At 60.1% G+C, this 22,708-nt stretch carries 20 protein-coding genes; 10 read left to right on the top strand and 10 right to left on the bottom strand.

Annotated elements, in window-relative coordinates; all coding sequences use genetic code 11:
* Positions 1-122: 122 nt before the first annotated feature.
* Together metK and LOY35_RS26215 are read right to left on the bottom strand one after the other, a co-directional pair.
* The gene (gene metK / locus LOY35_RS26220; protein WP_258628829.1) at positions 123-1,313 is read right to left on the bottom strand and encodes a methionine adenosyltransferase; all 1,191 of its coding nucleotides are present in this window, start codon (positions 1,311-1,313) and stop codon (positions 123-125) included.
* A gap of 19 nt (positions 1,314-1,332) precedes the next feature.
* Entirely contained in the window at positions 1,333-2,328 is a 996-nt protein-coding gene (locus tag LOY35_RS26215) for a metalloregulator ArsR/SmtB family transcription factor (protein WP_258628827.1), read from the bottom strand.
* 255 nt (positions 2,329-2,583) lie between these two features.
* On the opposite strand from LOY35_RS26215, the gene tkt reads away from it, so the two are divergent.
* From tkt to fba, 6 genes are all read left to right on the top strand, one after another.
* A complete protein-coding gene (tkt, locus tag LOY35_RS26210) occupies positions 2,584-4,581 on the top strand; it encodes a transketolase (protein WP_258628826.1) in 1,998 nt (665 codons plus the stop codon).
* 165 nt (positions 4,582-4,746) lie between these two features.
* On the top strand, positions 4,747-5,802 hold the full coding sequence (gene epd / locus LOY35_RS26205; protein ID WP_258628825.1) for an erythrose-4-phosphate dehydrogenase: 1,056 nt from the start codon (positions 4,747-4,749) through the stop codon (positions 5,800-5,802).
* Between the two features lie 24 nt (positions 5,803-5,826).
* The gene (locus LOY35_RS26200; protein ID WP_258628819.1) at positions 5,827-6,990 is read left to right on the top strand and encodes a phosphoglycerate kinase; all 1,164 of its coding nucleotides are present in this window, start codon (positions 5,827-5,829) and stop codon (positions 6,988-6,990) included.
* Between the two features lie 31 nt (positions 6,991-7,021).
* The gene (locus LOY35_RS26195; RefSeq protein ID WP_258628817.1) at positions 7,022-7,243 is read left to right on the top strand and encodes a hypothetical protein; all 222 of its coding nucleotides are present in this window, start codon (positions 7,022-7,024) and stop codon (positions 7,241-7,243) included.
* A gap of 56 nt (positions 7,244-7,299) precedes the next feature.
* On the top strand, positions 7,300-7,632 hold the full coding sequence (locus tag LOY35_RS26190) for an MliC family protein (protein ID WP_258628816.1): 333 nt from the start codon (positions 7,300-7,302) through the stop codon (positions 7,630-7,632).
* 247 nt (positions 7,633-7,879) lie between these two features.
* Positions 7,880-8,944, top strand: a complete 1,065-nt coding sequence (gene fba / locus LOY35_RS26185) for a class II fructose-bisphosphate aldolase (protein WP_024778835.1) — start codon at positions 7,880-7,882, stop codon at positions 8,942-8,944.
* 510 nt (positions 8,945-9,454) lie between these two features.
* On the opposite strand, the gene LOY35_RS26180 is transcribed toward fba, so the two are convergent.
* The 4 genes from LOY35_RS26180 to LOY35_RS26165 form a co-directional block, all read right to left on the bottom strand.
* Positions 9,455-9,727, bottom strand: a complete 273-nt coding sequence (locus tag LOY35_RS26180) for an I78 family peptidase inhibitor (RefSeq protein ID WP_258628814.1) — start codon at positions 9,725-9,727, stop codon at positions 9,455-9,457.
* A gap of 281 nt (positions 9,728-10,008) precedes the next feature.
* Positions 10,009-10,293, bottom strand: coding sequence for a fructose-bisphosphate aldolase (locus LOY35_RS26175; RefSeq protein ID WP_258628812.1), 285 nt, complete (start codon positions 10,291-10,293; stop codon positions 10,009-10,011).
* Between the two features lie 492 nt (positions 10,294-10,785).
* Positions 10,786-11,454 carry a polysaccharide lyase family 7 protein gene (locus LOY35_RS26170; protein ID WP_041022574.1) on the bottom strand — a complete coding sequence of 223 codons (669 nt, stop codon included), beginning with the start codon at positions 11,452-11,454 and terminating at the stop codon, positions 10,786-10,788.
* A gap of 298 nt (positions 11,455-11,752) precedes the next feature.
* Positions 11,753-12,424 (bottom strand): polysaccharide lyase family 7 protein, encoded by a 672-nt coding sequence (locus tag LOY35_RS26165; RefSeq protein ID WP_041022573.1) that lies wholly within the window; start codon positions 12,422-12,424, stop codon positions 11,753-11,755.
* Between the two features lie 313 nt (positions 12,425-12,737).
* On the opposite strand from LOY35_RS26165, the gene LOY35_RS26160 reads away from it, so the two are divergent.
* From LOY35_RS26160 to LOY35_RS26150, 3 genes are read left to right on the top strand one after another with little or no spacing between them, the layout of a single operon-like run.
* Positions 12,738-14,861, top strand: a complete 2,124-nt coding sequence (locus LOY35_RS26160; protein WP_258628810.1) for a bifunctional diguanylate cyclase/phosphodiesterase — start codon at positions 12,738-12,740, stop codon at positions 14,859-14,861.
* A 42-nt stretch (positions 14,862-14,903) separates the two neighbouring features.
* A complete protein-coding gene (locus tag LOY35_RS26155) occupies positions 14,904-15,407 on the top strand; it encodes a M48 family metallopeptidase (protein ID WP_258628809.1) in 504 nt (167 codons plus the stop codon).
* A gap of 4 nt (positions 15,408-15,411) precedes the next feature.
* Positions 15,412-15,708 carry a winged helix-turn-helix domain-containing protein gene (locus LOY35_RS26150; protein ID WP_258628807.1) on the top strand — a complete coding sequence of 99 codons (297 nt, stop codon included), beginning with the start codon at positions 15,412-15,414 and terminating at the stop codon, positions 15,706-15,708.
* A gap of 67 nt (positions 15,709-15,775) precedes the next feature.
* On the opposite strand, the gene LOY35_RS26145 is transcribed toward LOY35_RS26150, so the two are convergent.
* The gene (locus tag LOY35_RS26145) at positions 15,776-16,228 is read right to left on the bottom strand and encodes a GNAT family N-acetyltransferase (protein WP_258628804.1); all 453 of its coding nucleotides are present in this window, start codon (positions 16,226-16,228) and stop codon (positions 15,776-15,778) included.
* Positions 16,229-16,483: 255 nt separating this feature from the next.
* On the opposite strand from LOY35_RS26145, the gene LOY35_RS26140 reads away from it, so the two are divergent.
* A complete protein-coding gene (locus tag LOY35_RS26140) occupies positions 16,484-17,221 on the top strand; it encodes an ABC transporter substrate-binding protein (protein ID WP_258628802.1) in 738 nt (245 codons plus the stop codon).
* A gap of 118 nt (positions 17,222-17,339) precedes the next feature.
* Here the strand turns inward: LOY35_RS26140 and yccS are convergent, their stop codons facing one another.
* The 3 genes from yccS to dbpA all read right to left on the bottom strand — a co-directional run bounded on the left by yccS (position 17,340) and on the right by dbpA (position 22,406).
* Positions 17,340-19,523, bottom strand: coding sequence for a YccS family putative transporter (gene yccS / locus LOY35_RS26135; protein WP_258628800.1), 2,184 nt, complete (start codon positions 19,521-19,523; stop codon positions 17,340-17,342).
* A 218-nt stretch (positions 19,524-19,741) separates the two neighbouring features.
* The gene (locus LOY35_RS26130) at positions 19,742-20,920 is read right to left on the bottom strand and encodes an NAD(P)/FAD-dependent oxidoreductase (RefSeq protein WP_258628798.1); all 1,179 of its coding nucleotides are present in this window, start codon (positions 20,918-20,920) and stop codon (positions 19,742-19,744) included.
* 148 nt (positions 20,921-21,068) lie between these two features.
* The gene (dbpA, locus tag LOY35_RS26125) at positions 21,069-22,406 is read right to left on the bottom strand and encodes an ATP-dependent RNA helicase DbpA (RefSeq protein ID WP_258633733.1); all 1,338 of its coding nucleotides are present in this window, start codon (positions 22,404-22,406) and stop codon (positions 21,069-21,071) included.
* Between the last annotated feature and the right edge of the window lie 302 nt (positions 22,407-22,708).

The following is a 22,708-nucleotide window of genomic DNA, read 5'->3' as shown; positions in this document are numbered from 1 at the left end:
TGCTGGCTTTTGTGGCGAGGGGATAAATCCCCTCGCCACAAAACGCGGTGTGTCAGTTGATACCAAACATGAAAAAGCCCCTGGCGACCAAGTCGCCAGGGGCTTTTTCATGACAGCAGGTATTACAGGCCGGCAGCGGCGCGCAGGGCGTCGGCGCGGTCGGTTTTTTCCCAGGTAAAGGTGGTGAACGTGTCGCCACCGACGGTCTTGGTTTGCGGCGTACGACCGAAGTGGCCATAGGCTGCGGTTTCCTGGTACATCGGGTGCAGCAGGTCGAGCATGGTGGTGATGGCGTATGGACGCAGGTCGAACACTTCACGAACCAGTTTGATGATCTTGTCGTCGCTGATCTTGCCGGTGCCGAAGGTATTCAGGGAGATCGACGTAGGCTGGGCAACGCCGATGGCGTAGGAAACCTGGATCTCGCAGCGCTCGGCCAGGCCAGCGGCGACGATGTTCTTGGCCACATAGCGGCCGGCGTAGGCCGCCGAGCGGTCAACCTTCGATGGATCCTTGCCGGAGAATGCGCCACCGCCGTGACGGGCCATGCCGCCGTAGCTGTCGACGATGATCTTGCGGCCGGTCAGGCCGCAGTCGCCTACCGGGCCACCGATGATGAAGTTGCCGGTCGGGTTGATGTGGAACTGGGTGTCCTTGTTCAGCAGTTCGGCAGGCAGCACGTGCTTGACGATCAGCTCCATCACGCCTTCGCGCAGGTCTTTGTAGGAAACTTCAGGGTTGTGTTGGGTCGACAATACGATGGCGTCGATACCCACCACCTTGCCGTTTTCGTAACGGCAGGTGACCTGGGACTTGGCATCCGGACGCAGCCACGGCAGCAGGCCGGACTTGCGGGCTTCGGCCTGACGCTGCACCAGTTGGTGCGAGAAGGTGATCGGCGCTGGCATCAGCACGTCGGTTTCGTTGCTGGCATAACCGAACATCAGGCCCTGGTCGCCGGCGCCCTGGTCTTCCGGCTTGCTGCGGTCAACGCCTTGGGCGATGTCCACCGATTGCTTGCCGATGATGTTCATCACGCCGCAGGTCGCGCCGTCGAAGCCGACGTCGGAGCTGTTGTAGCCGATACCCAGGATGACGTCGCGGACGATCTGTTCCAGGTCGACCCAGGCCGAGGTGGTGACTTCGCCGGCGATGATCGCCACGCCCGTTTTCACCAGAGTCTCGCACGCCACGCGGGCGAACTTGTCTTCAGCAATGATGGCGTCCAGCACCGCATCAGAAATCTGGTCGGCGATTTTGTCCGGATGCCCTTCAGACACGGACTCGGAGGTGAAAAGGGAGTATTCGCTCATCTCGATGTTTTCCTACAAGTTACCGATGGTGAGTGTCGCCAGCCGGTCGCTGAAAGTGGCGAACCTGGATCTGGAAACCATTACGTAAGCCTACATAGAGGCTTTCCCCGGGCACGAGGCCCGCAGCGGTGGCCCAACGGGCCAGATCGTCCTGTTCAAACCCCAACCAGAGATCACCGCAGGCCTCCCTGGCCCAACTCTGGTTGTGGCTGCATAACTCTGTCACCAACAGGCTACCGCCTGGTTGCAGCAGGCCGGCCATGTGCCTGAGCGCATCGGCCGGTGCGGCGAAATGGTGCAGTACCATGTTCAATACAACGCAATCGGCCTGCAGGTTCACACCCGCCAAGGCATCGGCCAGTTGCAGGCTGACATGAGTCAGCTTTTCGCGTTCGCACACCTGGCGCGCCAGTTCGAGCATGGCCGGGCTGTTGTCCAGCGCTGTCACCTGGCTGAAGCGCCGCGCCAGTTCTGGCAGGAAAGCACCGTCGCCAGGGCCGACTTCAATGGCGGTGGCGGCAGGCTCGAAGCTCAGCTTGTCGAGCAGCGCCACGACGCTCTCGCGGTATTGCGGCAGTCCCGCGATCAGGTCCTGCTGGGCCCGGAATTTTTCTGCTACCCGTGCGAAAAAGTCCTGGCTGGCGGCGGCCCGTTGCCCATGCACCTGGGCGATACGCGCCTGCACATCCGTCGGTAGATCGAGTTCGTCCACTTCGTCCAGCAATGCCGCGTGCAACTTGCCACCCAACAGTTCGGTGTGGGGCAGGGCGCGGCGATAGAAAATGGCGTTGCCTTCGCGGCGGGTTGCCACCAGGTCGGCCTGGGCCAGGACCTTGAGGTGATGGCTCATGCCGGACTGGCCGATGCCGAAGATCTGCGCCAGTTCCAGTACGCCGAAGGAATCGTTGGCCAGGGCCCGCAATACATTGAGCCGCAGCGGATCGCCGCCGGCCTTGCAAAGGGCCGCCAGCTCATCGCTGTCTTCATGGCGAATGGACGGCACGCGTAAGTTCATAGGGCGGCAGTCTAGTGATGGGTCTGGATCATCGCAAGGTCAATATCAAAAAGTTTTGATATTGCTCGATAAATGGCACTTCCTGAAACGGGCTTTACTCTACAAACCATCAGCGGAAAGGTTTCACCTGGCGAAAGCGACTTTATCCACCGGAAAAACTGCTCTGGATGACTATCTGTCATTGCCCCGGGCGGGTGGGTGAGGGAAAATGCACGCCTTTTTTCAGTTTCGTTATTCAAACCCAGGAGATCAGCGATGCCCAGCCGTCGTGAGCGTGCCAATGCCATTCGTGCCCTCAGCATGGATGCCGTGCAGAAAGCCAACAGCGGCCACCCAGGTGCCCCGATGGGCATGGCGGATATCGCCGAAGTGCTGTGGCGCGACTACCTCAAGCACAGCCCGAGCAATCCATCCTTCGCTGACCGTGACCGCTTCGTGCTGTCCAACGGCCACGGCTCGATGTTGATCTACTCGCTGCTGCATCTGACCGGCTACGACCTGTCGATCGATGACCTGAAGAACTTCCGCCAATTGCACAGCCGCACTCCGGGCCATCCCGAATACGGTTACACCCCAGGCGTGGAAACCACCACCGGCCCACTGGGGCAGGGCTTGGCCAATGCCGTGGGTTTCGCCCTGGCAGAGAAAGTCCTGGCAGCGCAGTTCAACCGCCCGGGGCATGACGTTGTCGATCACCACACCTACGTGTTCCTGGGTGATGGCTGCATGATGGAAGGCATTTCCCATGAAGTCGCTTCCCTGGCCGGCACCCTGGGCCTGGACAAGCTGATCGCGTTCTACGACGACAACGGCATTTCCATCGACGGTGAAGTCGAAGGCTGGTTCACCGATGACACGCCGAAACGTTTCGAAGCCTACAACTGGCTGGTGATCCGCAACGTTGACGGCCACGATCCGGAAGAGATCAAGACCGCCATCGAAACGGCCCGCAAGAGCGCACAGCCGACCCTGATCTGCTGCAAGACCACCATCGGTTTCGGTTCGCCGAACAAGCAAGGCAAGGAAGACTGCCATGGCGCCCCCCTGGGTGCCGAGGAAATCGCCCTGACCCGCGCTGCGTTGAAGTGGGAGCACGGTCCGTTCGAAATTCCGGCGGACATCTACGCCGAATGGGACGCCAAGGAAAAGGGTCGTGCCCTCGAAGCCGACTGGGACCAGCGTTTCGCTGCCTATTCCGCCGAATTCCCTGCGCTGGCCAACGAACTGGCGCGTCGCCTCAGCGGTGAGCTGCCGGCCGACTTCGCCGAAAAAGCCTCGGCCTATATCGCCGAAGTCGCGGCCAAGGGCGAAACCATCGCCAGCCGCAAGGCCAGCCAGAACACCCTGAACGCTTTCGGCCCATTGCTGCCGGAACTGCTGGGCGGTTCGGCCGACCTGGCCGGTTCCAACCTGACCCTGTGGAAAGGCTGCAAGGGCGTCAGCGCCGAAGACGCCAGCGGCAATTACATGTACTACGGCGTTCGTGAGTTCGGCATGAGCGCGATCATGAACGGCGTCGCGCTGCACGGCGGCCTGGTACCTTACGGCGCCACCTTCCTGATGTTCATGGAATACGCCCGCAACGCCGTACGCATGTCGGCCTTGATGAAGAAGCGCGTGCTCTACGTCTTCACCCACGACTCCATCGGTCTGGGCGAAGACGGCCCGACTCACCAGCCGATCGAGCAACTGGCGAGCCTGCGTTGCACCCCGAACCTGGACACCTGGCGCCCATGCGACGCCGTGGAATCGGCGGTGGCCTGGAAGTACGCCATCGAACGCAACGACGGCCCGTCGGCGCTGATCTTCTCTCGCCAGAACCTGCAGCATCAGGCCCGCGAAGTCGGCCAGATCGACGAGATCGCCCGTGGCGGCTATGTGCTCAAGGATTGCATCGGCGAGCCTGAGCTGATCCTGATCGCCACCGGTTCCGAAGTCGGCCTGGCTGTCCAGGCCTACGACAAGCTGACCGAGCAGGGCCGCAACGTGCGCGTGGTGTCCATGCCTTGCACCAGCGTGTTCGATGCCCAGGACGCCGGCTACAAGCAGTCGGTATTGCCGCTGCAGGTCAGCGCCCGGATCGCCATCGAGGCTGCTCATGCCGATTACTGGTACAAGTACGTGGGCCTGGAAGGCCGCGTGATCGGCATGACCACCTACGGCGAATCGGCGCCTGCGCCGGCGTTGTTCGAGGAATTCGGCTTCACCCTGGAAAACATCCTGGGTCAGGCTGAGGAATTGCTGGAAGACTAAGTCCAGGAATGTATCGCCTGTTCTGGCGCTATCGCGGGCAAGCCTTGCTCCCAAAGGATGTGTATTCCCACAGGGAAATGCCAATCTGTGGGAGCAAGGCTTGCCCGCGATGACAATCCAATGTTCAGCGCCATATTCATGGATTCACTCAAATCAGAGAGCCCCATGCCCCAACCGCGCCCCTACAAAGTTGCACTCAACGGCTACGGCCGGATTGGTCGTTGCGTCTTGCGTGCATTGTTCGAGCGAGGGGCAGAGGCCGGCTTCGAAATCGTGGCCATCAACGATCTGGCCGACATGGCCAGCATCGAATACCTGACACGCTTCGACTCCACCCATGGCCGGTTTCCCGGTGAAGTGCGGGTCGAGGGCGATTGTCTGCACATTAATGGCAACTGCGTGAAAGTCCTGCGCAGTGCCACCCCCGAAGGCATCGATTGGGCGTCCCTGGGCGTCGATCTGGTGCTCGAGTGTTCCGGCGCCTACCACACCCGCGAAGACGGTGAGCGGTTCCTCGCTGCCGGTGCACCACGGGTGCTGTTTTCCCAACCGATGGCCAGTGAAGCGGATGTGGACGCCACCATCGTCTACGGCGTGAATCAGGATTGCCTGACCGGCCATGAGTTGCTGGTATCCAACGCTTCCTGCACCACCAATTGTGGCGTGCCGCTGTTGCGCCTGCTGGATCAGGCGATTGGCCTGGAATACGTGTCGATCACAACTATCCATTCGGCGATGAACGATCAGCCGGTGATCGACGCCTATCATCACGAAGACTTGCGCCGCACCCGCTCGGCGTTCCAGTCGGTGATTCCGGTGTCCACTGGTCTGGCGCGAGGCATTGAACGGCTGCTGCCGGAACTTGCGGGGAGAATTCAGGCCAAAGCCGTGCGAGTGCCGACGGTCAACGTGTCCTGCCTCGATATGACGATGCAGACCGTGAGTGATACCGACGCCACCGAGGTCAACCGGATCCTGCGCGAAGCCGCTACCAGCGGCCCGCTCAAAGGCCTGCTGGCCTATACCGAGTTGCCTCATGCCAGTTGTGATTTTAACCATGACCCACATTCGGCCATCGTCGATGCCAGCCAGACCCGCGTATCCGGCCCGAGGCTGGTGAACATCCTGGCCTGGTTCGACAACGAATGGGGTTTTGCCAACCGAATGCTGGATGTTGCCGGGCATTACCTGCAAACCGCTTCTAAAAAACCTGCTCTCTAAACAGTTACCCAGGAATTGCGACCCATGACCGTGTTGAAGATGTCCGACCTCGATCTGCAAGGTAAGCGCGTACTGATCCGCGAAGACCTCAACGTCCCTGTCAAGGACGGTGTCGTCACCAGCGATGCGCGTATCCTGGCCTCGCTGCCGACCATCAAGCTGGCCCTGGAAAAAGGTGCGGCCGTGATGGTCTGCTCCCACCTGGGCCGTCCGACCGAAGGCGAATTCTCGGCCGAAAACAGCCTCAAGCCCGTGGCCGACTACCTGAGCCGCGCCCTGGGTCGCGAAGTGCCGCTGGTGGCTGATTACCTGGGCGGTGTCGACGTGAAGGCCGGTGATGTCGTGCTGTTCGAAAACGTGCGCTTCAACAAGGGCGAGAAAAAGAACGCCGACGAGCTGGCCCAGCAATACGCAGCCCTGTGCGACGTATTCGTGATGGACGCTTTCGGCACCGCCCACCGCGCCGAAGGTTCGACCCACGGCGTGGCGAAGTTCGCCAAGGTCGCCGCGGCCGGCCCGCTGCTGGCAGCCGAGCTGGATGCACTGGGCAAGGCCCTGGGCGCACCGGCCAAGCCGATGGCGGCCATCGTCGCGGGTTCCAAGGTGTCGACAAAGCTCGACGTACTCAACAGCCTGAGCCAGATCTGCGACCAGTTGATCGTCGGCGGTGGTATCGCCAACACCTTCCTCGCCGCAGCCGGTCATCCAGTCGGCAAGTCCCTGTACGAACCGGATCTGCTGGACACCGCCCGCGACATCGCCGCCAAGGTCAGCGTGCCGCTGCCGGTGGACGTGGTGGTCGCCAAGGAGTTCGCTGAAAGCGCTACTGCTACCGTCAAGGCCATCGCTGACGTAGCCGACGACGACATGATCCTGGACATCGGCCCACAGACCGCGGCCAACTTTGCCGAACTGTTGAAATCTTCCGGGACTATCCTGTGGAACGGCCCGGTCGGTGTGTTCGAGTTCGACCAGTTCGGCAACGGTACCAAGGTTCTGGCCCAGGCTATTGCCGACAGTGCTGCGTTCTCCATCGCGGGTGGCGGCGACACCCTGGCGGCGATCGACAAATATGGCGTGGCCGAGCAGATCTCCTACATTTCCACCGGCGGTGGCGCGTTCCTCGAGTTCGTCGAGGGCAAAGTGTTGCCAGCGGTGGAAGTCCTGGAAAGCCGGGCCAAGGCCTGAGGCTGCATTGACCAGGCAAGGGAGTGTTTTTATGGTCAAGACGTGGACGCTTTTGTTGTTGACCGCGGCCCTGGTCGCTTGCGGGAGTCACCCGCAAGCGACGCCGGAACCGGCCGCCAGCGATCCGGAGCCAGGCTGCTACCAGGCGAACTGGCAGGCGGAAACCAACCCGGTGCTGAACAAGCGCTCCGGGCCGGACGGTCTGGACAAATACGAAACGCAAACCCCGACCAAGGAACATGGTTGTCCTTGACGGGTCTGACCTTTAACTCATGGCCGGCGACATGCGTCGCCGGTCGAGGAACACGGATGAAAGGCTTGATCGCCGTTGTGGCGTTGGCATTGCTGGCCGGTTGTGCGCAGTTGGGTTTTTCGAGCGCGTCCGAACCCGTGGCGGGTTGGACGACCTGGACCTGTGACAGCGAGGCCAAGGTGCTCTGGCGCTATACCGACGCCACCCGCAAGGCCGTCGACGTGCGCCTCGGTGGGGCCGAGCAGGTTTATCGCCTGAAGCAGGAGCCGGGTGCGTCGGGCGCGCTGTACAGCGACGACATGCTGGCGTTTCACATCAACGGTGATGAAGGTCTGGCCTACTGGGTTGCCACCAATGACTTGATTGGCCGGGGTTGCAAGGCGCGGTAATTGAAACCCCAACGGACCCATGTGGGAGCGAGCCTGCTCGCGGTAGCGATATATCGTCCAATCAGATGTCGACTGATCTACCGCTATCGCGAGCAGGCTCGCTCCCACAGGGTTCTGTGAACGCTGAAGATACAGGTAACACCGAATTCGCGGCCGAGGGCTACCCCCTGACCCGCAATGACTTGAATAGCCACCGCCGCTGCGGCAGGCTGGTACGATTAACGACCCTCGACGGGAGAGATACACAATGGCACTTATCAGCATGCGTCAGATGCTGGACCACGCAGCCGAATTCGGCTACGGCGTCCCAGCCTTTAACGTCAACAACCTTGAGCAGATGCGCGCCATCATGGAAGCCGCTGACAAGACCGACTCTCCGGTAATCGTCCAGGCCTCGGCCGGCGCCCGCAAATACGCCGGCGCGCCGTTCCTGCGTCACCTGATCCTGGCGGCAATCGAAGAGTTCCCGCACATCCCGGTGTGCATGCACCAGGACCACGGCACCAGCCCTGACGTCTGCCAGCGCTCCATCCAACTGGGCTTCAGCTCGGTGATGATGGACGGTTCCCTGGGCGAAGACGGCAAGACCCCGACCGACTACGAATACAACGTACGCGTCACCCAACAAACCGTTGCCATGGCCCACGCCTGCGGCGTTTCGGTGGAAGGTGAGCTGGGTTGCCTCGGCTCGCTGGAAACCGGCATGGCCGGTGAAGAAGACGGTATCGGTGCCGAAGGCGTGCTGGATCACAGCCAGATGCTGACCGACCCGGAAGAAGCCGCTGATTTCGTCAAGAAAACCCAGGTCGATGCCCTGGCCATCGCCATCGGCACCAGCCACGGCGCCTACAAGTTCACCAAGCCGCCCACCGGTGACGTGCTGGCGATCGACCGCATCAAGGAAATCCACAAGCGCATCCCCAACACCCACCTGGTGATGCACGGCTCGTCCTCGGTGCCGCAGGAGTGGCTGGCGATCATCAACCAGTACGGTGGCGACATCAAGGAAACCTACGGCGTGCCGGTCGAGGAAATCGTCGAGGGCATCAAGCACGGCGTGCGCAAGGTCAACATCGATACCGACCTGCGCCTGGCCTCTACCGGCGCCATGCGCCGCTTGATGGCGACCAACCCGAGCGAGTTCGATCCGCGCAAGTTCTTTGGCGCGACCGTGACTGCAATGCGTGATGTGTGCATTGCGCGTTATGAGGCGTTTGGTACGGCGGGTAATGCTTCGAAGATCAAGCCGATCTCCATGGAAGCGATGTTCCAGCGTTATCTGAAAGGTGAGTTGAACGCCAAGGTCAACTAAGTCTTTGGAATCATAAAAACCCGCAGATGCGGGTTTTTATGATTAACAGCAAGTGATGCTGTTATCTCTGTAAATTTACAGAGTTGCTATAACCTGATTCTGTGCTGGGATCACCTTGAACTACATAGGATTGAGCTTGAAGTTGAACCCACTGGTCGGTATTGAGGTTTACGTCGATGGCCCATTGTCCATCGGGACCCGCTACCCCTTGTCCAAATACTACGCCAGTATTAGCCTGTACAATTCTAACTGAGTGGTTAGGCTCTGCCGTTCCCCAAAGTCTGGGTGTAGGGCCAACTCCACCTCCGCCATTTCCGTGGATGACTGGTGTTTGTGCCATGTCATGTACTCCCTTTTATTTTCGATGATAAATGTTCGTTAAAAGCACCGTTAGATTTGCAGTGGTGCTGGTTTCATGATGGAAAAAATTGGCGTTCATGTGACCTGTCATAACTGACAGTTATTTATATATTTTTTGCGTTTTTCCTGGTCTTAATATTCCATGGCTGGCTAGTTACAGTCGATGCTCTTTATATTGCCTTCTCCGTCGACCATAATGCTGAGGCGATTATCCTTTTTTCCTTCTTTAGTCATAAAGATCCCTCCTGGCGATGTGCTTCTTACGATATCCGCTCCCGCTCGAGCCTTTGCATCCTTCTCAGTAGCGGCGTCGAATTTTTTGCCAATAAGATCCTGGACGAGTGCTGCATCGCAGGCGGCCTGCGCATGGGCGGTTGCGCCTAACAACAGGGTCGATGCAAGGATCAGTAATGTATTTTTCATAGATAAGCTCCCTTTGTATGGGCCTCCGTTTACAAACGGGGTGGAGCCAGCCTGAAACTTTGTAATGTTGAAAGCTACTGTCATAGATGACAGTTCTTTATAGGTTTTTGCACTTTTTGGCATATTTGATATTCGATATGAAATACAGCAGCTTCCGACGTTTTGGGCGTCCAGGCGCCCGCTCACCAGATTCAACGGGTGCGAGCTTGTTCGGGATAGCGTTGTGTCAGTTCATGTTGCTGAACCAGCGCATCGCGAGCGGGCTCGCTCCCACAGGTTTTTTATTTTCCTTCGAGCCCACGTTGTTCAATCACCCCAAACACGTCGGTGACATCCTGAACCAGAATCCGGGCGACATTGGTGAGGGTATTGAAGTCGCTGGCGGCGGAATCGCGCAGGGTGGCGCAGGCCATGAGCGTCAGGTAGTCGAGTGTGGCGTGCAAACGTTCGCTGGCGCAGGCGTGGAGTTCGGGGAGTGAGGCCGCGCTGTCGATGAACAGGACGGGTTCGGTGGTTGCGATTGGAGTTAGTGGGGTGAAGCGGCGGGGCGACTGTTCAGTGTTCATGATTATTTCCCAACTCAAACGAAGAAATTGCCGCCGTTTGCTGCGAAACAAATGGGTGGCAGCCGTATGCAGGTTCGCAGACCGAGGAGTTAGGAACTCGGCAGATCCGAGGATCTCCCACACACAGCCGCCATAAAAAGCCGAACGTAGGGAAATCTTCCTATGTCGATTTTTGACGGTTGTGATTCTAACTCACCCGGGCTGCGAAACCCTGTCCCTGACCAAAGCCAGCAGACGAGCCGAACTATAGAAGGCGATTTTCGGCGCAACAACCGACCTGTAGGACGTCCGCAACCCCTGTGGCGAGGGAGCTTGCTCCCGCTCGGTGGCGTAGCCGCCGTAAACCTTGAGGTGAAGGGTGAGTCCGACGAAAGAAGGGGCCGCTTCGCAGCCCAGCGGGGATAAATCCCCTCGCCACAAGGAGCGGATTCCTACGAGATTTTCAGAAGGGCAGGCGCGCAGCATTTCGCTGCTGCGGCGCCTGAGGCGATATCAGGTGTTGTGATCGATATCCAGCTTGCTGAACGTCACTTTCCCGCCTTCGCTGGTATAGCCCGTGTTGTCCTGCACATACACCCCGGCCTTGAAATACAGCGGCCTGACCCGCCACGTGGAGCTGATGGTGGTGTACCAGCTACGACCCGCCGCGGTGATACCCAGGTCCCCGGTCCGATCCAGGTGGATCCGATAAGAGAACGCCTGAGAAAGTTTCACACCGCTGGCGACTGTGATGACCCGGCCCTTGCTGTCATCGGGGCGCATGCGCACTTTGGCGACGATGTCGCCGGTGTCGCTGGCGTCCTTGTACTGGTATTCCAGTTTCACCATGGGTTTGCTGCTGTCCTTGGCATGAATCTGACCGATCACGATCTTGCCGCTGCTGGGCACCTGGTTGACGACCAGGGTCGCGCTCAATTTATTGTCGGCATCGGGATACAGCCAGTTGCGCAAGGTGCCGTCCCTGTAGGTCTCGCGCAATTCGCTGCGTGGGTAGATCGCGTTTTCGGTCTTGGTCCCGGTGACGGGCGACCAGAAATACACGGTGCTGCCTTCGGAGTTGAAATATTTGTCCCGGAATCCATCCACCAGCCGAGGGGTTTCGATGGTTTTCGGCGGACTGCCTTCAGGGATGCTCAGGTTCCAGGTTGCAAGATCGACCATGTTCGGATCCTTTCTGAGAAGAAGAAATGATTTACGCCACAGCCGGAGGCTCTAAGACGCGCTTTTGCTGAGGCCAGATGGAAGCGCGAGCGAGTATTTGGCACATTCGTTCGGCGGAGGGTTGGCGTCAACAGTCCGTCAGAGTTGCGTTTGCCGCTTTTGTGCCCGAGACAGATGACCGTTTGTCGGCCAAGCTGATTTTTCGCGGAACAATTGGCACATGGCCATTTGGCTCTTCGTCGCATACGGACAAAAAAAAGGCATCCGGAAGCGGATGCCTTCAAAGATGGAGCAATAGTTAAAGAGCGGTGTGTTTGATTTCCAGCAGGCTGAACGACACTTTTCCACCTTCGGTGGGGTAGCCGGTGTTGTCCTGCACATATACACCCGCCTTGAAGTACAGGGGCTTGTCCTTCCAGCTCGGGTCAATGGTCGTTCTCCAGTTGTATCCCGCCGCGGTAATGCCCAGGGCACCCTTCGGGCTGAGGTGGATCATGTAGGAGAAGCTACGATCGAGCTTCACACCGGTGGCAACGGTGATGACCTGGCCGGTTTCGTCATCGGGGCGCATCCGTACCTTGGCGACGATGTTGCCGGTGGCGCTATAGGCCTTGTACTGATATTCCAGTTTCACCATGGGGCTGGTGCTGTTCTTGGTGTGGATCTGGCCAATCACGACCTTGCCGCTGCTGGGCACCTGGTTGACGGTCACCGTGGCCCGCAGGGTATTGTCCGCCGCCGAGTACAGCCAGTTCCGCAGGGTACCGTCGCTGTAGGTTTCCCGCAGTTCGCTGCGGGGGTAAATCGCGTTCTCGGTCTTGGAGCCGGTTACCGGCGCCCAGAAAAATACCGTGCCGGTTTCGGCGCTGAAGTACTGATCCTTGAACCCTTGCGCCAGGCGAGGGGTTTCGATAGTCATCGCCGGGCTGCCTTCGGGGATGCTCAAATTCCAAGTGTTAAGGTCGATCATGTTCAGTTCCTGCAATGAAATGTTAGGGCGCAACAACGCGAGGCTCTAGCCCGCGGATTGGGGCGTCCTGATAGCACCGGTTTGAGCTTGTTGTCGTTTTGCGGCGAATGATTGACGTCAAGTGATCGTCACTGTGGTCTATTGCAGTTTCTGTGCCTGAGATGGGTGACCGTTAGTCGGCTATTTTGGGCATTGTCGGGATGATGGCGCGATGACACCTACTGCTTTTCAAAATCACGGTCTAGAGTGAGAACACAGTATTTGTCTGTTTTGCTACGTAAAACGGACGTGGCGCCCCGATAAGAGAAGCAGCATGGAATGCGCGCAACCTACGCTTGGTGAAGACAGCTCCGTCCTTTTGATTGTTGATGATTACCCTGAAAACCTGCTCAGCATGCGGGCGTTGTTGCAGCGTCAGGATTGGCAGGTCATGACCGCAGCCTCGGGTGTCGAGGCCCTTAACCTGCTGCTCGAACATGACATCGACCTGGTTTTGCTGGATGTGCAGATGCCGGACATGGACGGTTTCGAAGTGGCGCGCCTGATGCGCGGCAGCCAGCGCACGCGGCTCACGCCGATCATTTTCCTGACCGCCAATGAGCAATCCCAGGATGCAGTGATCAAGGGCTATGCCAGTGGCGCGGTGGACTATCTGTTCAAACCCTTCGATCCGCAGATCCTCAAGCCCAAGGTCCAGGCGTTGCTGGAGCACCAGCGCAATCGCCGGGCCTTGCAGCGCCTGAGCCAGGATCTGGAAGCTGCCAGGGCGTTCAACGCCTCGGTGCTGGACAATGCGGCCGAGGGGATCCTCGTGGTGGACGAGGCTGGTTGCATCCGTTTCGCCAACCCGTCCACTTGCCGTCTGCTCAATGCAAAGGCCGAGCAATTGCAGGGGACGCCGTTTCTGGACTACCTGCAGAAGCCTCATATCCCACAATGGGTCGATTCCGATATTCATATCGCCTATTGCCGTGGCCAGACCTGGCGTTTGCATGATGCGGTCCTGCGTACCGCGCCTGGTCAACAGGTGTCGGTAGCCTTGTCCTGCGCCCCGCTGCCTTCGGAACAGAAGGCCATGGTGGTGACGCTTCAGGACATGTCGGTAGTCCGGCACCTGCACCAGCAACTCGAATTCCAGGCCGTTACGGACCCGCTGACCGGTTTGCTCAACCGCAGGGGGTTTTATCAGACCGCCGAAAACCTGTTGATGCGTAGCGAGCGGCTGGAAAGCAATTGGGTGCTGCTGTACCTGGATCTCGACGGTTTCAAGCGCGTCAACGACTCGTTGGGACACGATGCCGGTGACCGGGTGCTGCGCTGGGTCTCGGAGCAGTTGAAAGCTTGCCTGCGCCCCTTCGACATCCTGGCGCGTCTGGGCGGTGATGAGTTCACGGCCCTGCTGGACCTGGAGCACCCGGAGCAGGCGGCCAAGATTGCGGAAAAGCTTATCGAACGGGTCGCGATCTGCCAGCAGATCGAAGGCATGGATGTGGCGTTGGGGGCCAGTATCGGCATTGCGACGTACCCGGATTGCGGCGCCAATCTTGACGGGCTGCTGCGTGCGTCCGACATCGCCATGTACGAAGCCAAGCGCGCGGGCCGCCAGCAGTACCGTTTTTACGACCATGAAATGAACGGTCGAGCCCGTTCACGGCTGATGCTCGAGGAAAGCGTGCGCTCGGCTATCGAGAACCGCGACTTCAATATGGTCTACCAGCCACAGGTGAACATCCACGATGGGCGGATTCGCGGGTTCGAGGCGCTTCTGCGCTGGCAGCACCCGAGCGTCGGCGATGTACCGCCGGGCCTGTTCCTGCCCCTGCTGGAGGAAGCACGATTGATCAGCCGGCTGGGCAGCTGGATCTACCATCGCAGCGCGGCCCAGCGCAAAGTCTGGGAGCGAAACTTCGCCGATGACCTGGTGCTGGGGGTGAGCCTGAGCAGTACTCAATTCGGCATGCCGAATCTGGTGACCGAGTTGCGTCAGGTCCTGGAGCGTCATGCGTTGAAGCCTCGACAGCTGGAAGTCGAGGTGACCGAGGATGCGCTGATGCGCAATCCCGACGAAACCCAGAAGCAACTTCGGCTGCTGCGCCACCTCGGGGTGCGGGTAGCGCTGGATGACTTCGGCTCGGGACCGTGCTCGCTGACCCATTTGCGCGACCTTGAACTCGATACCCTCAAGCTCGACCGGCACCTGATCGCCCGATTGCCGGATTCGCCGCGCGATGCTGCCCTGGCGGCCTCGGTGATCGATTTGTGCTCGCACTTGGGCTTGCGGGTGATCGCCGAAGGCGTGGAAACCCTGGAGCAATACCAATGGCTCAAGGACCATGGCTGTGAGTACGTGCAAGGGTTCCTCGTGGCGCGCCCCTTGATCGCCGCAGACACCGATGCGTTCGCCACCCCCTTTGACTGGAGCGCGCTAACGGTCTGAGTTCGTTACACTGACGGCCTTTTCCCACAGTATTGCCGCCCGATGACCGCGCTCAAGTACCTCCAGGCCTATCCCGCCGCCTTGCAAGCTCAGGTGCAGCAGTTGATTGCCCAGGACCGCCTGGGTGAGTACCTGCACCAGCGCTATCCGGGACGACATCCGATCCAGAGCGACAAGGCCTTGTACAGTTATGCGCTGGAGCTCAAGCAGCAGTATCTGCGCAATGCGCCGGCCATCGACAAGGTGTTGTTCGACAACCGCCTCGACCTGACCCATCGCGCCCTCGGCCTGCACACCGCGGTTTCGCGGGTGCAGGGTGGCAAGCTCAAGGCGAAGAAGGAAATCCGCATCGCCTCGCTGTTCAAGGACGCAGCGCCCGAATTCCTGAAGATGATCGTGGTGCATGAGCTGGCCCACTTCAAGGAATCGGACCACAACAAGGCGTTCTACCAACTCTGCGAGCACATGCTGCCGGGTTATCACCAACTGGAATTCGACCTGCGGGTGTACCTGACCTGGCGCGACCTGCAACCACCGAAGGAATGACCGGATGGACGTCAGCAAGACCAAGAGCAGTTTCTATCGCCGCTTGTATGTGGCTTACCTGATCGACAGCGGCGCCGCCAGCAATGTCCCGGCGCTCGTTGACGCGACCGGCATGCCGCGACGCACCGCCCAGGATACCGTCGCGGCGTTGGCGGACCTGGATATCGTGTGCGAATTCGAGCAGCAAGAGGGCGCTCGCAACCATGCCGGGAGCTATCGGATCCGCGATTGGGGAGCGATAGATCGACGGTGGATAGAGGCCAATCTGCTGCGGATCAAGGCAGTGCTCGAATACCCCTGATATGGTCCCATCGCGAGCAGGGGTAGGCATTCCAGATGTGGGAGCGAGCCTGCTCGCGATGACGGCCTCAGGGCCGATGCATGCCGATGTGCGGGATACCATCCTCCAGGTATTCGACCCCCACCACTTCAAACCCATACCGCCCGTAATACCTCTGCAGGTGTGCCTGTGCCGATAATGAAATCGAGGTACCGGGCCAGTGCTTCTCGGCGTGCTTGAGCCCGTGCTCCATCAATGTGTGTCCCAGCCCCTGGCCCCGCGCCTCTGGGGCGATGATCACACGGCCGATCACTACGTCGCTGTTCTGTGAATGAGGATCGAGCAGGCGCAGGTAGGCCACGAGGTGGTTATCCCGCCAGGCCATCAGGTGAAAGGTATCGCCTTCCAGGTCCAGCCCGTCGACGTCCGGATAGGCGCAGTTTTGCTCGACGACGAATACGTCGGCGCGCAATTTGAGAATGGCGTACAGCTGTTCCTTGCTCAGGTCACTGTGGTGTTTGCAGACCCAATCGATGTCCATGTTCTGAATTTCCTGAAAAGCCCGAAGCCAATATTAAGTGCGATGTGTTTGGAAGTCTCCTTCCCGGGTGAGCGAAAATCTGTGACCAAGACCAAATTGCCATCATTCTTCTTTCGCAGCGCTGTAGTCTTTATGTAATCTTCGTCCTAGCGCTGCGCAGCGGTTTCAATGAGCTAATGTTAGGTCGGATGTCTCTGTTTATCTCCCGAATTTCGGCTAAAAACATGGGCTTCGCAACCTTCAAGGATGTATGGCATGCCGCGATTGCATCGAGCTCTTGTTTTGATTGGGTTGCTGTTGCTGGGTCACAACGCCCATGCGCAGAAACTGCGCCTGGTTGCGGATGGCTGGCCACCGTTTACCGACTCCACGCTGGTCAATGGCGGCCTGGCGACCGATATCGTCAGCACCGCCCTGGCGCGTGCCGGCTATGCCACCGAATTTGAACAGGTGCCCTGGGCCCGGGCGATGCTGGGCATCGGCGAGGGGCGTTATGACGTGTTGGTCAACGCCTGGTACAGCGAGGAGCGTACTCATATAGGCCAGTTCTCGGCCGAATACCTGCTCAACCGCGTGCGCTTCCTCAAGCGCAAGGAGGCTTCGATCCAGTTCGACAGCCTGCAACAACTCTACGACTACCCTATTGCTGTGGTTCGCGGTTATGCCTATTCCAAGACGTTCGACGAGAACCAGCAGTTGCAGAAAGTTCCTGTGCATAACTTTGCGATGGCGGTGCGCATGGTCGCTGCCGACCGCGTGAAGTTGACCCTGGAAGATGAGTATGTCGCTCGCTATTACCTGGCCCGCGAATCACCCAAGGTGCGTAACGCCGTCGAGTTCCTGCCCAAGCCGTTGAGCGAAAACAGCCTGCATATCCTGGTCAGCCTGAAGAACCCGGAGCATGAGCGGATCGTGGAGGGGTTCGATCGGGAGATCGCGGCGATGAAGGCCGATGGGAGTTATGCGCGGATCATGGAGATGCACGGTATGTGAGCCGGTTCTGCGCTATCCGTGCCGGCCTCATCGCGAGCAGGCTCGCTCCCACAGGGGGACGCATTCCAAATGTGGGAGCGAGCTGCTCGCGATGGGGTCCGATTGACCGCCGCAGCTTTCAGGCCTCGCTTGTATCCTTGATGAGATGTGCCGCCAGGGTCCGCAACGGTCCAAGCTGACGGCAGATCAACGCCAGTTGCGTCTGTACCAGCCGTTGGCCTTCATCGATTTCGTCAGGCATCTGCTCAAGCTCGTTGGCCAGGGCTTCTTCCTCGTCGCTCTGGATCATGATCGACGTTTTGGTGGCCAGGCCCTGGGCGATTTCGTCGATGCTGGAGACCAGCTTCGCCCCCGCGTCGTCTATCAATTGCTCGCGCACGCTTGTCGGCAGTTCGGTTCCCCGATGGGCACCCAGGCCCGACAGGTAACTGAGCAAAGTGTGGGACAGCACCAAGAAGCGGAACCCGACGTCGGCTTCCTTACGAAAGTGCCCCGGTTCCATCAGCATGTTCGCCAGTGTCGTGGACAACGCAGCGTCGGCGTTGTGGGCGTTGCGTCGGGCCAGGCGATAGGCCAGGTCGTCACTTTTACCGGCGGCGTACTGCTGCATGATCTGCCGCAGGTAGATGCTGTTGCAGGTCAGCGTGTTGGCCAGGACCTTGTTCAGTCGGCGACCCTGCCAGTCCGGCAGGAAGAGGAATACCGCCAGGCCGGCGATCAGGCTGCCGAGCAGGGTATCGAACAGCCGTGGCAGCAACAGCCCGTAGCCGTCGCCGACCTGGTTGAAGCAGAACAGCACCATGACGGTGATCGCCGCTGTCGCCAGGGTGTAGCGGGTCGTGCGGTTGGTAAAGAACACCACCCCGGCGGCAATGGCGAAGCACGACTGCACCAGCGGGTTGGGGAACAGGTCGAACAGCGCCCAGGCCACCGTCAGGCCAATGGCGGTGCCGATGATCCGCTGACCGAGTTTGCGCCGGGTGGCGCCGTAGTTGGGCTGGCAGACGAACAGTGTGGTGAGCACGATCCAGTAGCCCTGGGACGGGTGAATCCAGTGCACCATCGCGTAGCCGACGCTCAGCGCCAGGGGCAGGCGCAGGGCATGACGGAACAGCAGCGAAGTCGGCGTGAGCTGTGTGCGCAGGCGTAGCCAGACATCCTTGAGGTTGTGCGGCGAGCGGTCCAGCAGGCTGCTGTCAGTGGCGTCGGCCAGGGCATCGGGGTTGCTGGCGTCGCTGAGCAAACGGTCAAGCGTGCCGAGGTTCGCCGACAAGGCCCGCAACGAACGCAGCAGGCCACGCCAGGCCGGATTGCTCTGGATGCGCAGGTGCTCCAGAGACGCGTGCAGGTCGTTCAAGGCCTCGGCGAAGCGATCATCGTAGACGAACGGCTGGCGCAGCTGGATCGACTCGGCCAGCGCCTGGCAGGCCTTGCCTTGCTGGCGCAGCAGGCGCTGGCAGCGGAACAGTACGTCGCTGTGGAAGAAGGCGTCGGCCAGGGCGTTGTAGGGATAGTGGGAGGAGCTGGCGCGCTCGTGGATGTCCTGGGCGAGGAAGTACAGTTTCAGGTAACGGCTGACCTTCGAGCCCGGCCGGCCATTGCCGACGCGGTGCAGGATGATTTCCTTCGCCGCGTTGAGGGCCGCCACTACGCGGCCATTCTGTTGGGCCAGCTCCAGGCGCTGGGCTTCGATATCCAGTTGGCGGACCGGTTCGAGCAGCGACGACTTGAGTTTCAGGTAACGCCCCAGCTCGCGGAACAATCGCGCCAGGCTCTGTTGCACCGGCTGGTTGGAAAACAAGACATGCCACAGCACCGAGAGCATGCCGTACCACGCGGCGCCGGCCACCAGCAGCAAGGGTTCGTGCCAGAAATCGGTAACCGCGCCGCCGCGCTGGTCCACGCCGATCACGGTGTAGACCGACAGAATCAAGGTGGCCGAGGCAATCGCGCCATAGCGCTCACCCAGGGCGCCGAGCATGGTCAGGCCGAAACTGGCCAGGGCCAGGGCGATGATAAAGAGGACGGGGTAGGGGAACAGCAGTTCCACCGACAGTGCCGCGACGGTGAAGCAGACCAGGGTCACGGCAAGCGCGTTGAGACGACCCTGCCAGTTATCGTCGGTCTCGGCCAGGGCGCTGGCGATGATGCCCAGGAACAAGGGAATCAACAGGGTCATCTCGTCCAGGTACCAGCACAGCGCCATGCTGCCGGTCAGGGCGATGAACACCCGCACGCTATAACTGAATTTATCCAACGCCCAAAGGCGACGCAGAGACTGACGAAACGAGGTCGATGACATGAAATGCAAGGGCCTGACGGGCAATGACACTAAATTGAGGCAGTAATGACGCCGACGCAATGGCGGCGATTACATGTGGCAGCAAAAAGTGTTCCGCAGTCCACCACTCAGCCCCTGTGGGAGCGAGCCTGCTCGCGATGGGGGCATGTCAGTCAATTCATTATCAACTGAACCACCGCTATCGCGAGCAGGCTCGCTCCCACAGGGGATGTGGCGTGTCAGACATATTGCGCGGCGGCATAACCCGAGGCCCAGGCCCACTGGAAGTTGAACCCGCCCAGGTGGCCGGTGACGTCCAGTACTTCGCCGATGAAATACAACCCGGGGCTTTTCAGCGATTCCATGGTCTTGGACGAGACTTCCCGTGTGTCGACGCCACCCAGGGTGACCTCGGCGGTGCGATAGCCTTCGGTGCCGGCCGGGACGACGTTCCAGCTCGCCAGCTTCTCGGCAATGTCCGCCAGTTCCGCGTGGGTATATTGCTTCATGGGTTTGGAGACGAACCAGGTATCGGCCAGCAGGTTGGCCATTTTCTTGGTGAACAACTCGCCCAAGAGGGTTTTCAGCTCACTGTTGGGGCGTTCGGCCTGCTGTTGTAACAGCCATTGGGGCACGTCGTGGTCCGGCAGCAGGTTGATCTGCACCGTGTCCCCCGGCTCCCAGAACGATGAGATCTGCAGGATCGCCGGGCCGCTTAGACCACGGTGGGTGAACAGGATGTTTTCGCGAAAGCTCTGGTCGTTGCAGCTCACCAGGCAATCGACCGACGTGCCCGAGAGTTCGGTGCACAAGGCCTTGAGTTGATCGGTAATGGTGAATGGCACCAGTCCGGCGCGGGTTGGCAGCAGCTGGTGGCCGAACTGCCTGGCCACCTGGTAGCCGAAACCGGTCGCACCCAGGGTCGGGATCGACAGTCCGCCGGTGGCGATCACCAGGGACTGGCACGCGATGGGCCCGAGGGTGGTTTGCAGCAGATAGCCGCCGTCGGTTCTCTCGATGTGCTCGATCGAGGTGTCCAGGTGCAGGTTGACCCCGACCTGTTCGCACTCATCCAGGAGCATGCCGAGAATGTCGCTGGACTTGTTATCGCAGAACAACTGGCCGAGTTTCTTCTCGTGATACGGCACGCCGTGCTTGGCCACCAGGGCGATGAAATCCCACTGGGTATAGCGGGCCAGGGCCGATTTGCAGAAGTGCGGGTTCTGCGAAAGGAAGTTGCCCGGCTCGGTGTACATATTGGTGAAATTGCAGCGTCCACCGCCGGACATGAGGATTTTCTTGCCGGCCTTGTTGGCATGGTCCAGCAACATCACTTGCCGTCCGCGCCCCGCGGCGGTCAGCGCGCACATCAATCCTGCGGCGCCAGCGCCAATGATCACGACTTCGGTAGAGCGCAAAACGGTGTCCTCTCATGTGTCACCACAAAACCCATTGTGGGAGCGAGCCTGCTCGCGATTGCGGCGGGTCAGTCAAATAAAGGTTGGCTGACCCGCCGCAATCGCGAGCAGGCTCGCTCCCACAGGGGAACTTCGTTGGTTGGGATGGTTACAGGATCCGCACCCGCAACGAACGTCCCTTGATCTTGCCTTCGTTCAGGCGCTTGAGGGCCTGTTTGGCGATGTCCCGTTCCACGGCCACGTAAGCCTGGAAATCGAAAATCGCGATCTTGCCGACCTGGGTGCCGGGGATGCCCGCATCGCCGGTCAGGGCGCCGAGGATGTCGCCGGGGCGAACCTTGTCCTTGCGGCCGGCGGCGATGCACAGGGTGCTCATGGTTGGCAACAGCGGGCCGCCACCCTGGGGCTTGAGGTTGTCCAGCTGATCCCAGCTCAGCGGCGCCTTCTGCAGTTGCTCGATGGCCTGGGCGCGGTGGGCTTCGGACGGCGCTACCAGACTGATGGCAACACCGGTTTCCCCGGCGCGACCGGTACGGCCGACGCGGTGGATATGGATTTCCGAGTCTCGGGCCAGTTCGACGTTGATCACCATGTCCAGGGCATCGATATCGAGGCCACGGGCCGCCACATCGGTGGCCACCAGCACCGACGTGCTGCGGTTGGCGAACATCGCCAGCACCTGGTCGCGGTCACGCTGTTCCAGGTCCCCATGCAGGCCGACGGCGGAGATGCCCTTGGACGTCAGGTGGTCGACGGTTTCCTGAACCTGCTGCTTGGTGAAGCAGAACGCCACGCAAGAGGCCGGACGGAAGTGCGCCAGTACCTTGACCACCGCGTCCATGCGCTCCTCGGGCGAAATCTCGTAGAAACGCTGCTCGATCTGCGCATCGGAGTGCAGTGCCTCGGCTTTCACCTGTTGCGGGTCACGCATGAATTTGGACGACAGCTGCTTGATGCCCACCGGGTAGGTGGCGGAGAACAGCAGCGTCTGGCGACGCTCCGGGGTCTGCTGGATGATGTCTTCGATCGCGTCGTAGAACCCCATGTCGAGCATGCGGTCGGCTTCGTCGAGGATCAGCGTATTGAGGCCGTCGAGTACCAGCGAGCCTTTGCGCAGATGCTGCTGGATGCGTCCCGGGGTGCCGACGATGATGTGGGCGCCATGTTCGAGGGAGGCGATCTGCGGGCCGAAGGAGACGCCGCCGCACAGGGTCAGGACCTTGATGTTGTCCTCGGCGCGGGCCAGGCGACGGATTTCCTTGGCGACCTGGTCGGCCAACTCGCGGGTCGGGCACATGACCAGCGCCTGGCAGCCGAAGTAGCGCGGATTGATCGGGTTCAGCAGGCCGATACCGAACGCGGCGGTCTTGCCGCTGCCGGTCTTGGCCTGGGCGATCAGGTCCAGGCCCTTGAGGATCACCGGCAAGCTTTGCGCCTGGATCGGCGTCATCTGGGCATAACCGAGGGATTCGAGGTTAGCCAGCATGGCGGCGGACAGCGGCAAAGTGTTGAAAGCGGTGGCAATGGTGGTCACGGGACAGGCCTGCAAAACAAAATGTCGCGCAGTGTAGCAGCCTCGTGCCACTTTCTTCGAAAGTTCTGGACGAGCTGTGCGGGGCCATGGGGCGCTGGGAAGGCTGGGCGATTAACCTGTGGCGAGGGGATTTATCCCCGCTGGGCTGCGAAGCGGCCCCAAGAGCTGTGAATAGATCAGATCGACGGCGAGCGCTGCGCACTCGAACGGGGATAAATCCCCTCGCCACAAAAGCCCTTCACCAAAAATCCAGG

It is taken from the genome of Pseudomonas sp. B21-028 (genome assembly GCF_024749045.1).
Lineage (GTDB): Bacteria > Pseudomonadota > Gammaproteobacteria > Pseudomonadales > Pseudomonadaceae > Aquipseudomonas.
Note: the sequence above shows the minus strand (reverse complement) of the source record. Positions and strands in the feature narration are given on the sequence as shown.

What these genes read in the sequence shown, in the direction of transcription:
- metK (WP_258628829.1), bottom strand. Translation starts at nt 1,313, where the DNA reads ATGAGCGAATACTCCCTTTTCACCTCCGAGTCCGTGTCTGAAGGGCAT.
- LOY35_RS26190 (WP_258628816.1), top strand. Translation starts at nt 7,300, where the DNA reads ATGAAAGGCTTGATCGCCGTTGTGGCGTTGGCATTGCTGGCCGGTTGT.
- LOY35_RS26170 (WP_041022574.1), bottom strand. Translation starts at nt 11,454, where the DNA reads ATGGTCGATCTTGCAACCTGGAACCTGAGCATCCCTGAAGGCAGTCCG.
- epd (WP_258628825.1), top strand. Translation starts at nt 4,747, where the DNA reads ATGCCCCAACCGCGCCCCTACAAAGTTGCACTCAACGGCTACGGCCGG.
- LOY35_RS26160 (WP_258628810.1), top strand. Translation starts at nt 12,738, where the DNA reads ATGGAATGCGCGCAACCTACGCTTGGTGAAGACAGCTCCGTCCTTTTG.
- LOY35_RS26155 (WP_258628809.1), top strand. Translation starts at nt 14,904, where the DNA reads ATGACCGCGCTCAAGTACCTCCAGGCCTATCCCGCCGCCTTGCAAGCT.
- LOY35_RS26145 (WP_258628804.1), bottom strand. Translation starts at nt 16,228, where the DNA reads ATGGACATCGATTGGGTCTGCAAACACCACAGTGACCTGAGCAAGGAA.
- fba (WP_024778835.1), top strand. Translation starts at nt 7,880, where the DNA reads ATGGCACTTATCAGCATGCGTCAGATGCTGGACCACGCAGCCGAATTC.
- LOY35_RS26140 (WP_258628802.1), top strand. Translation starts at nt 16,484, where the DNA reads ATGCCGCGATTGCATCGAGCTCTTGTTTTGATTGGGTTGCTGTTGCTG.
- LOY35_RS26180 (WP_258628814.1), bottom strand. Translation starts at nt 9,727, where the DNA reads ATGAAAAATACATTACTGATCCTTGCATCGACCCTGTTGTTAGGCGCA.
- tkt (WP_258628826.1), top strand. Translation starts at nt 2,584, where the DNA reads ATGCCCAGCCGTCGTGAGCGTGCCAATGCCATTCGTGCCCTCAGCATG.
- LOY35_RS26165 (WP_041022573.1), bottom strand. Translation starts at nt 12,424, where the DNA reads ATGATCGACCTTAACACTTGGAATTTGAGCATCCCCGAAGGCAGCCCG.
- yccS (WP_258628800.1), bottom strand. Translation starts at nt 19,523, where the DNA reads ATGTCATCGACCTCGTTTCGTCAGTCTCTGCGTCGCCTTTGGGCGTTG.
- LOY35_RS26195 (WP_258628817.1), top strand. Translation starts at nt 7,022, where the DNA reads ATGGTCAAGACGTGGACGCTTTTGTTGTTGACCGCGGCCCTGGTCGCT.
- LOY35_RS26200 (WP_258628819.1), top strand. Translation starts at nt 5,827, where the DNA reads ATGACCGTGTTGAAGATGTCCGACCTCGATCTGCAAGGTAAGCGCGTA.
- dbpA (WP_258633733.1), bottom strand. Translation starts at nt 22,406, where the DNA reads ATGCTGGCTAACCTCGAATCCCTCGGTTATGCCCAGATGACGCCGATC.
- LOY35_RS26175 (WP_258628812.1), bottom strand. Translation starts at nt 10,293, where the DNA reads ATGAACACTGAACAGTCGCCCCGCCGCTTCACCCCACTAACTCCAATC.
- LOY35_RS26150 (WP_258628807.1), top strand. Translation starts at nt 15,412, where the DNA reads ATGGACGTCAGCAAGACCAAGAGCAGTTTCTATCGCCGCTTGTATGTG.
- LOY35_RS26215 (WP_258628827.1), bottom strand. Translation starts at nt 2,328, where the DNA reads ATGAACTTACGCGTGCCGTCCATTCGCCATGAAGACAGCGATGAGCTG.